The organism is Oleiphilus sp. HI0067 (genome assembly GCF_001635735.1).
In genome coordinates this window covers 1-564 of sequence record NZ_LWFI01000200.1, presented here as the reverse complement: position 1 = coordinate 564, position 564 = coordinate 1, and the positions used below count along the sequence as shown (strand labels likewise).

The 564-nt window shown below is 45.7% G+C and carries 1 protein-coding gene; it reads right to left on the bottom strand.

Annotated features, from left to right (window positions below):
- On the bottom strand, positions 1-564 hold a 564-nt coding region (locus A3739_RS02575; RefSeq protein ID WP_156502279.1), incomplete at both ends, for an alpha/beta fold hydrolase.

The window sequence follows — 564 nt, the reverse complement described above, 5'->3', positions numbered from 1 at the left end:
CCTGGGCCTTGCAAAAGATGGATGTAACGCTGGAGGGTGTCGGGGGTGATTTTTTCTGGATTGGCGTAAAAATCATCTACCATTGTGGTAACGATCGTTGATGGTTGAAAATACTCGGAAAGTAGGCCTGTATTATCTAAGTATCGGACCATGAAAGGGGGCTCTTGCTGCATGCCAAGAGGCGATACCAAAGTAAGAGTTTTTACTTTATTTGAGTTGTCTATAGCGTAACGTGCAGCTAAATATCCGCCGTAAGAAGCACCGACTAAATGAAAGTTTCGGAGCTCGAGATCTTCAATTAGGTAGGTGAGGGTATGACTCAGGTAATCACGACTTAAGTTTTCAGGACATAGATCTTCTGGTGAGCGAATGCAGCGTGGTGCCCCCGTTAAACCTGAGCCAGGTAAATCAATCGCGATAACACGAAATTCTTGGCGAAGTATTTCGACCCAGCGGTTCCATGTGTGAACAGAGGAAAGCTCGCCATGGATAAGGACAATGGTATCGCCTTCGCCTACATCACGAAAATGCACAGGTAAGCCAAAGTCATTATCGCGATAGTCT